General features: G+C 67.4%; 7 protein-coding genes and 1 pseudogene. 7 read left to right on the top strand and 1 reads right to left on the bottom strand.

Going from position 1 to position 6,851, the window contains the following annotated elements; translation table 11 throughout:
* Positions 1–1,061 (top strand): site-specific integrase (locus Q0330_RS00420; RefSeq protein ID WP_299472842.1); only part of this gene is annotated, 1,061 nt, incomplete at its 5' end.
* A 3-nt stretch (positions 1,062–1,064) separates the two neighbouring features.
* Here the strand turns inward: Q0330_RS00420 and Q0330_RS00415 are convergent.
* Positions 1,065–1,478: a hypothetical protein gene (locus Q0330_RS00415; RefSeq protein WP_299472840.1), complete on the bottom strand. Its 414-nt coding sequence runs from the start codon at positions 1,476–1,478 to the stop codon at positions 1,065–1,067.
* Between the two features lie 131 nt (positions 1,479–1,609).
* Between Q0330_RS00415 and Q0330_RS00410 the strand changes: the two are divergent.
* The 6 genes and pseudogenes from Q0330_RS00410 to Q0330_RS00385 all read left to right on the top strand — a co-directional run.
* Positions 1,610–2,956: pseudogene (locus Q0330_RS00410) on the top strand (phage portal protein); the annotation flags it as partial.
* The gene (locus Q0330_RS00405; RefSeq protein WP_299472851.1) at positions 2,956–4,353 is read left to right on the top strand and encodes a S49 family peptidase; all 1,398 of its coding nucleotides are present in this window, start codon (positions 2,956–2,958) and stop codon (positions 4,351–4,353) included. The pseudogene Q0330_RS00410 and the gene Q0330_RS00405, both read left to right, overlap by 1 nt.
* A 43-nt stretch (positions 4,354–4,396) precedes the next feature.
* Positions 4,397–4,777 carry a head decoration protein gene (locus Q0330_RS00400; protein ID WP_299472838.1) on the top strand — a complete coding sequence of 127 codons (381 nt, stop codon included), beginning with the start codon at positions 4,397–4,399 and terminating at the stop codon, positions 4,775–4,777.
* Positions 4,778–4,864: 87 nt separating this feature from the next.
* Positions 4,865–5,890, top strand: coding sequence for a major capsid protein (locus Q0330_RS00395; RefSeq protein ID WP_299472836.1), 1,026 nt, complete (start codon positions 4,865–4,867; stop codon positions 5,888–5,890).
* A gap of 15 nt (positions 5,891–5,905) precedes the next feature.
* On the top strand, positions 5,906–6,220 hold the full coding sequence (locus Q0330_RS00390; protein ID WP_299472834.1) for a hypothetical protein: 315 nt from the start codon (positions 5,906–5,908) through the stop codon (positions 6,218–6,220).
* Positions 6,217–6,846, top strand: a complete 630-nt coding sequence (locus Q0330_RS00385; protein WP_299472832.1) for a DUF6441 family protein — start codon at positions 6,217–6,219, stop codon at positions 6,844–6,846. The genes Q0330_RS00390 and Q0330_RS00385 overlap by 4 nt, the downstream gene beginning before the upstream one ends.
* Positions 6,847–6,851 lie beyond the last annotated feature (5 nt).

The raw sequence follows: 6,851 nt of genomic DNA, 5'->3' as shown, positions 1-6,851 counted from the left end.
CGCGCGAACGCGCCAAGGAACTGCGCCGCGCCATCGACGAGGGACAGGATCCTCTTGCGACACGCGACGAGTGGCGCGGGGCCTCGCGCGTCACCGACATGATCGACCGCTACATCGCCGAACACCTGCCCAAACTGGCCAAGACCAATGCGGGCGACCAGGTCTCGATGCTGAAGAAGATGGTGGAACCGGCCTGGGGCAACCGGCTGGTGACGGAGATCACCAAGTCGGACGTCGCCAAGTTCCTCGATTTCGTGGCCGAGGGGCGTCCCCGTCCCTGCAAGGCGAAGCCCAACAACCGGGCCCGCAAGCTGCAGGGCCACAAGCCCACCCCGATCCGCGCCAACCGCATGGGCGAAATGCTGCGCAAGATGTTCACGCTGGCGGTGGAATGGGAATGGCGGACTGACAACCCCGCGCAGGGGTTCCATCGGCGCATTGAACATGCCCGCGAGCGGTTCCTGTCGCCCGAAGAGCTGACCCGGCTGGCATCCGTGCTGGATGCAGCCGAGGATCAGCGCGCCGCGGGAATCATTCGCATGTGCATGCTGACCGGCGCCCGGGTGGGCGAGGTGCGTACCGCACGGTTCGAACAGTTCAACCTCGACTATGCCATCTGGTCGAAACCCGCGTCGACCACCAAGCAGCGCAAGATCCACCGCGTCCCGATTTCGCAGGACGTGGCGGCCATAGTGCGGCTGCGCCTTGAGGCGGTGCCCAGCGGCAACCCATGGTTGTTCCCCGGCGACACGGTTGGCCAGCCGGTGCGGGAAATCCGACGCTTCTGGGTAAAGGCACAGAAGGAGGCCGGGCTGGCCGACGTCCGTATCCATGACCTGCGCCACACCTTCGCATCGCTGCTGGTCAGCGGCGGCGCGTCGCTGGAAATGATCGGCAAGCTCCTGGGCCACAGTCAGATGCAGACCACCCAGCGCTATGCACACCTGATGGACTCCCCCCTGCGCGCAGGCGTCGATACGGTGGCCAGCCTCCTGCGTCCGCGGCCCCGCCTTGTGCATGACGCAGCGCAGGACGGGACCGACCTGCCGAGATCAGCCTGACCCTCACGCTGCATCCTCGCCACGCAGCTTGCGCCAGAGCGAGGTCAGCCGTTTGCGGATGGTGCTTTCATCCGGCACTTCGCCCGACTTCGAGTTTTGCACGAACCAGTCCTGCACCATTGAAACCAGCGCGGTCTGGGTGTCGGGCACCCCTTTTTCGAACAGGAACCACGTCAGCCACGCGTACATCGCGTCCCAATCATAGCGCGGGCTGGCGCCGATGGTGGAGGCCGGTCGCCGCAGCAGATCACGTTCCTCCTCGAACTGCTGCAGGGATCCCGCCGACAGTAGAAGGTCGGACGACCGGATCGGCACGCCGTCGGGAGGGTCCGTCACCTTCAGCCAGGTCCTGGACCCGGGCGGCATCACGCGCCGTAGCCGCGCCTGTTCATCGCTCGGGCCGATCCGTCTGAACATCGGCATCAACTCGGCAATCGGAACCTCGACCAGGCCAGCGACAGTCTCAGCGCCGCAACTGACCGGCGGAATGCCGGCCAGAACCTGAAGGTATCCTGCTGCGGCCCAGCCAGCGATATCTGCCGGGGGACACCGCCCGGGCGCGCTGGCTGGTCCGCAACAACGGCTATGCGGCGAACGCCGTGGAGAGCTTCGCCAGCAATGTCGTCGGCGATGGCATCAAGCCCTCGTCGTCGATTGCCGACGCCACGCTGAAGGAGCAGCTTCAGGTGCTCTGGCTGGCCTGGACCGATGATTCCGATGCCGAGGGCCTGACGGATTTCTACGGGCTTCAGCGCCGGGCGGCGCGCGAGGTGTTTCTGTCGGGCGAGGTGTTCCTCCGCATCCGTCCGCGCCGGGCCGAGGACGGTCTGACCGTGCCCTTGCAACTGCAGATGCTGCCCGCCGAAATGCTGCCGCTGGATCTGAACCGCAGCCTGCCCGGTGCCGGGTTGATCCGGCAGGGCATCGAGTTCGACGGAATTGGACGCCGCTTGGCCTATCACTTCCTGCGTCGCCACCCCGGCGACATGACCGATCCCGGCCTTTCCGGCGAAACCGTCCGGGTTCCGGCCTCGGAGGTGATCCATGTGCTGGACCCGGTCGAGGCCGGGCAGCTCCGGGGCGTCTCGCGCTTCGCTCCGGCCATCGTGAAGCTTTTCACCCTCGACCTCTACGACGATGCCGAGTTGGAGCGGAAGAAGATCGCGGCGATGTTCGCGATGTTCATCACCTCGCCCGCCCCGGAAACCCCGCTGGAACCGGCCGAGGAGGATCTGGAGGTCGAGCCCGGCCAGGTGGTTCGCCTCGATCCCGGCGAGGACGTCACCACCCCCGCCACCCCGGATTCGGGCGGCACCTATGAGCCCTTCCAATACCGGACCCTGCTGCAGATCGGCGCGGCGCTGGGCGTGCCCTATGGTTCCATGACCGGCGACACCGCCAAGGGCAATTTCTCCAACACCCGGATCGCACTGGTGGATTTCCGACGCAGGATCTCGGCCTTCCAGCATTCGGTCATGGTCTTCCAGCTCTGCCGCGCGGTCTGGGCGCGCTGGATGGATGTGGCCGTTCTCTCCGGCGCGCTGGACCTGCCGGGCTATGACAGCCAGCGGCGGTACTATCAGGCCTGTGTCTGGCTGCCGACCAAATGGGACTGGGTCGATCCGATGAAGGATGCCTCGGCCGAGATCCTGCAGATCGAGGCGGGCCTGAAATCCCGCACGCAAGCCATCTCCGAGCGCGGCTACGACGCCGAACAGGTCGACCGCGAAATCGCCGCCGAGCGGAAGCGCGAACGGGCGCTGGGCCTCGACTTCCGCCGCCCGGGGTCGCCCGCGCAGGGGCCAGGTGAAGGTGGGGCAAAAGGCCCCGACGAAGACGCCACCAAGGACGAAAACTCCGGCGACGAAAATACCGACCGAAAGGAGGGTGCATGATGCATCATGTCCAGATCGCGCAGCGCGCCTTCAACACCCCCCTGATGGTGGATCCCGCGAAGGCGCTGGCCTTCCTGTCCGGGCTGGGGCCGCGCATCATCGGGCAAGAGATCACCTTCGCGGGCATCGACTTGCCCTTCGGGGATGTCGCGCTGGCCACCCTGCCCGCCCGTGCCTCGCTCTTCGGCAATGATCTTGCGCAGCACCATCAGCGCAATGGCACCCAGCCCTTCGCGCTGGTGGACGGCATCGCGGTGATCGAGATCGCCGGAACGCTGGTCCATCGTGGGGCATGGATCGGGCAGTCCTCGGGCCTGACCTCCTATGAAGGGATCGCGGCGCAGATCGACGCGGCCATCGCCGACCCGGGCGTACGCGGCATCGCGCTGGACATCGACAGCTTCGGCGGTGAGGTCGCGGGCGCCTTCGATCTGGCCGACCGCATCCGGGCCGCCCGGGCGCTGAAGCCGGTCCAGGCCTTCGTCGCCGAGCATGCCCTGTCGGCGGGATACGTCCTCGCCTCCCAGGCCGACCGCATCATCCTGCCCCGCACCGGCGCTGTCGGCAGCATCGGCGTGATAGCCCTGCACACCGACATGAGCGGCGCCCTCGATCAGAAGGGCATCGCCGTCACGCTGATCCATGCCGGGACGCACAAGATCGACGCCAATCCGTATCAGCCCCTTCCGCAAGCGGTGGGCGACCAGATGCAGCGCGAGTTGGAAGTGGTCCGCTTTCTCTTCGCCGAAACCGTCGCTGCCGGGCGCGGGGATCGGCTGACCCGAGACGCGGCACTCGCCACCGAAGCAGCGGTGTTCCGGGGCGCCGACGCCATCGCCGCAGGCCTCGCCGACGAGGTGGCCGATCCCGTCACCGCCTTCCACGCCTTCGCCGCCGCCCCGCGCGGCACAACCTCCCCCAGCAGAAAGGGTCCGAAGATGACCTCCCTCCCCACCGACACCTCGAACCCGGCTGCCGCCGCGCCCATCGCTACCGCACCGGCTGACCCCATGGTGCCCGCGCCCGAGCCGCCCGCAGCTCCCGCCAGTCCAAATGCTGCGCCCACGACGGTTGCGCCATCGTCGGCGCCCATTCCACCAGTGGCCCCGCTCCCGGCACCTGAAGCTCAGGCACCCAATGCCGACGCCATCCGCGCCGAGGCAGCCGAGGTGGCGCAGATCTGTGCCCAGGCCGCGCGCCTTGGCGTGACCATCGACGCCGCCGACGCGGTCACGAAGGGGCTGAAACCCGAAGCCCTGCGCGCTCGCGTGCTGGCCGATCTCGCGGCGCGCAGCGATGCGGCGGGGATCGTCTCCACCGCCCCGGCGGCGGCGGCCGCGAAAGACAGCCCGCTCATCGCCGCCGCCCGGAAGGTCGCGGCCGAGGCTAAGCGCTGATCCAGCGCCCCTTTTCTATCCCCCAACACATGGAGACTGACCCATGCCCGTCCTGACCCAACCGCCCAGCCCGGGCGATGTCCTCAAATACGAGGTCAACCCGAACTATACCCGCGAGACCGTCACCCTCTTGATGGGGATGCCCTATCCGGTGGGCGCTGTCCTCGGGAAGATCACCGCCAGCGGCAAATACAAGCTGGCGACCAGCGGCGGCACCGACGGCGCCCAGACCGCCACCGCCGTGTTGCTTCATGCCGTCGATGCGACCCTCGCCGATGCCGTCGGCATCGTCGTCGCACGGGGCCCGTCCATCGTCTCGCGGGCGGAGCTGGCTTACGACGCCACCGTCGATGACGGTGCCAAGATCACCACCAAGCTCGGCCAGCTCGCCGCCGTCGGCATCATCGCCCGCGACGGCGTCTGACGTCGACGCGCCCACTGATCGCACCTCCAGACGAGCGCGGTTCAGCCGCAATCGTCTCGCCCTTTCCCAAAATCCACGGAGTCCGCCATGAATGCCATCATCCGCAACCCCTTCGACGCTGGCGGCTATTCGCTGGCCGAGATGACGCAGGCCATCAACATCCTGCCCAACCTCTACACCCGCCTCGGCCAGATCGGCCTCTTCCGCTTCGAGGGCGTCACCCAGCGCAGCATCGTCATCGAACAGTTCCAGGGCGTGCTGAGCCTGCTGCCCTCGGTGCCGCTCGGCGCCCCGGCCACCGTCGGCACCCGCGAGGGGCGGTCGATGCGCAGCTTCGCCCTGCCCTGGATCCCGCATGACGATATCATCCTGCCAGGGGACATCCAGGGACAACCTGCGCTGGGCGTCTCCGATGCCGCCGATCCGCTGGTCGAGGTGATGAACCGCAAGCTGCAGCTGATGCGCCGCAAACACGCCCAGACCCGCGAATACATGGAGATGAACGCGCTCCGCGGCATCGTGAAGGATGGTGCGGGCACCACGCTCTATAATTACTTCAGCGAGTTCGGCCTCACCCAGATCTCGGTGGACTTCGTGCTGGGGACCGCGGGCACCAATGTGCAGGGCAAGGTCCGTGAGGTGCTGCGCGCCATCGAGGACAATCTTCTCGGGGAATCGATGACCCGGGCGCATGCGCTGGTCAGCCCCGAGTTCTTCGACAAGCTGATCAGCCACCCCAAGACCGAGGATGCCTACAAGTTCTATTCCGCCACCGGTGGCCAGCCCCTGCGCGAGGATGTCCGCCGTGCCTTTCCCTTCGCGGGGATCCTGTTCGAGGAATACACCGGCAGCGCCACACTTTCGACGGGCACCGCCGAGCGCTTCCTGCCCGCAGGCGAAGGCGTCGCCTTTCCGATCGGCACTTTCGACACCTTCACCACCTATGGCGGCCCGGCGAACCTCTTGGAGGCTGCCAACACCATCGGCCTGCCACTCTATGCCCGCCAGCATCTCGACGAGAAGGGCCGCTGGATCGATCTGATGACCGAGGCCTCGATCCTGCCGGTCAACAAGCGGCCGCGCCTCGCGATCCGCCTGCACAGTTCGAACTGACGGCGGGCATGCATAATGTCGGTGTTCGAGGCGGCGTTGGGCCGCATCTTCACCAATCCCTCGATAGCGGTGGCGGCGGTGTGGATTTCCGCCGCCACCTCGGCGGAGCGTCCGATCCGGGTGATCCGCCGTACCCCGGACCGCATCACCGAGTTCGGGGCGGGCCGCTTCCTCAGCGACACGATCATGGTCGATATCCAGGTCTCCGACCTGCCCGATCCCCAACCGGGCGACCTGCTGGTGATCGGCGCGGACAGCTTCATCCTTCAGGGCGAGCCGATCCGCGACCACGAACGGTTGATCTGGACGCTGGACCTGCGGCCCGCGTGAAGTTGAAGCTTGAGATCAGCCCCGACCTCGTCGCCCTGATGAGGGCCGAGATCGCCGCCGGGGAAAAGGCGGTGTCGGCGGCGATGCGCGCGGCGGGTGCCGACCTGAAATCCGCCTGGCGCGGGCAGATCACCGGTGCGGGGCTGGGAACCCGGCTCGGCAACTCGATCCGGCTCGCCACCTGGCCGAAATCCAGCGACAGCCTGAACGCTGCCGCGCTGGTCTGGTCCAATGCCCCGGTGATCATCGGCGCGCATGACACAGGGCCGCTGATCCGGTCCAGGGATGGGTTCTGGCTGGCCATCCCCACACCGGCCGCCGGGAATTCCGTCAAGGGCGGCCGGATCACCCCCGCCGAATGGGAACGCCGAACCGGGTTGCGCCTGCGGTTCATCTATCGTCGTCGCGGGCCCAGCCTGCTGGTGGCAGAAGGGCGGTTGAATTCCAAAGGCCGCGCCGTGGCTTCCAAATCCAGGACCGGGCGCGGCGTGGCAACCGTGCCGATCTTCCTGCTGGTGCCGCAGGTCCGCTTGCGCAAACGGTTGGATCTGGCGCGGGATGCCGAACGGGCTGCGGAGGGCGTGCCGGGGATGATTGTGGCGAATTGGGCGGCAGGGAAGCCGTGACGCGC

This window comes from uncultured Paracoccus sp., assembly GCF_937873615.1.
Classification (GTDB): Bacteria; Pseudomonadota; Alphaproteobacteria; order Rhodobacterales; family Rhodobacteraceae; genus Paracoccus.
This window is presented reverse-complemented; position numbering and strand designations above follow the sequence as displayed.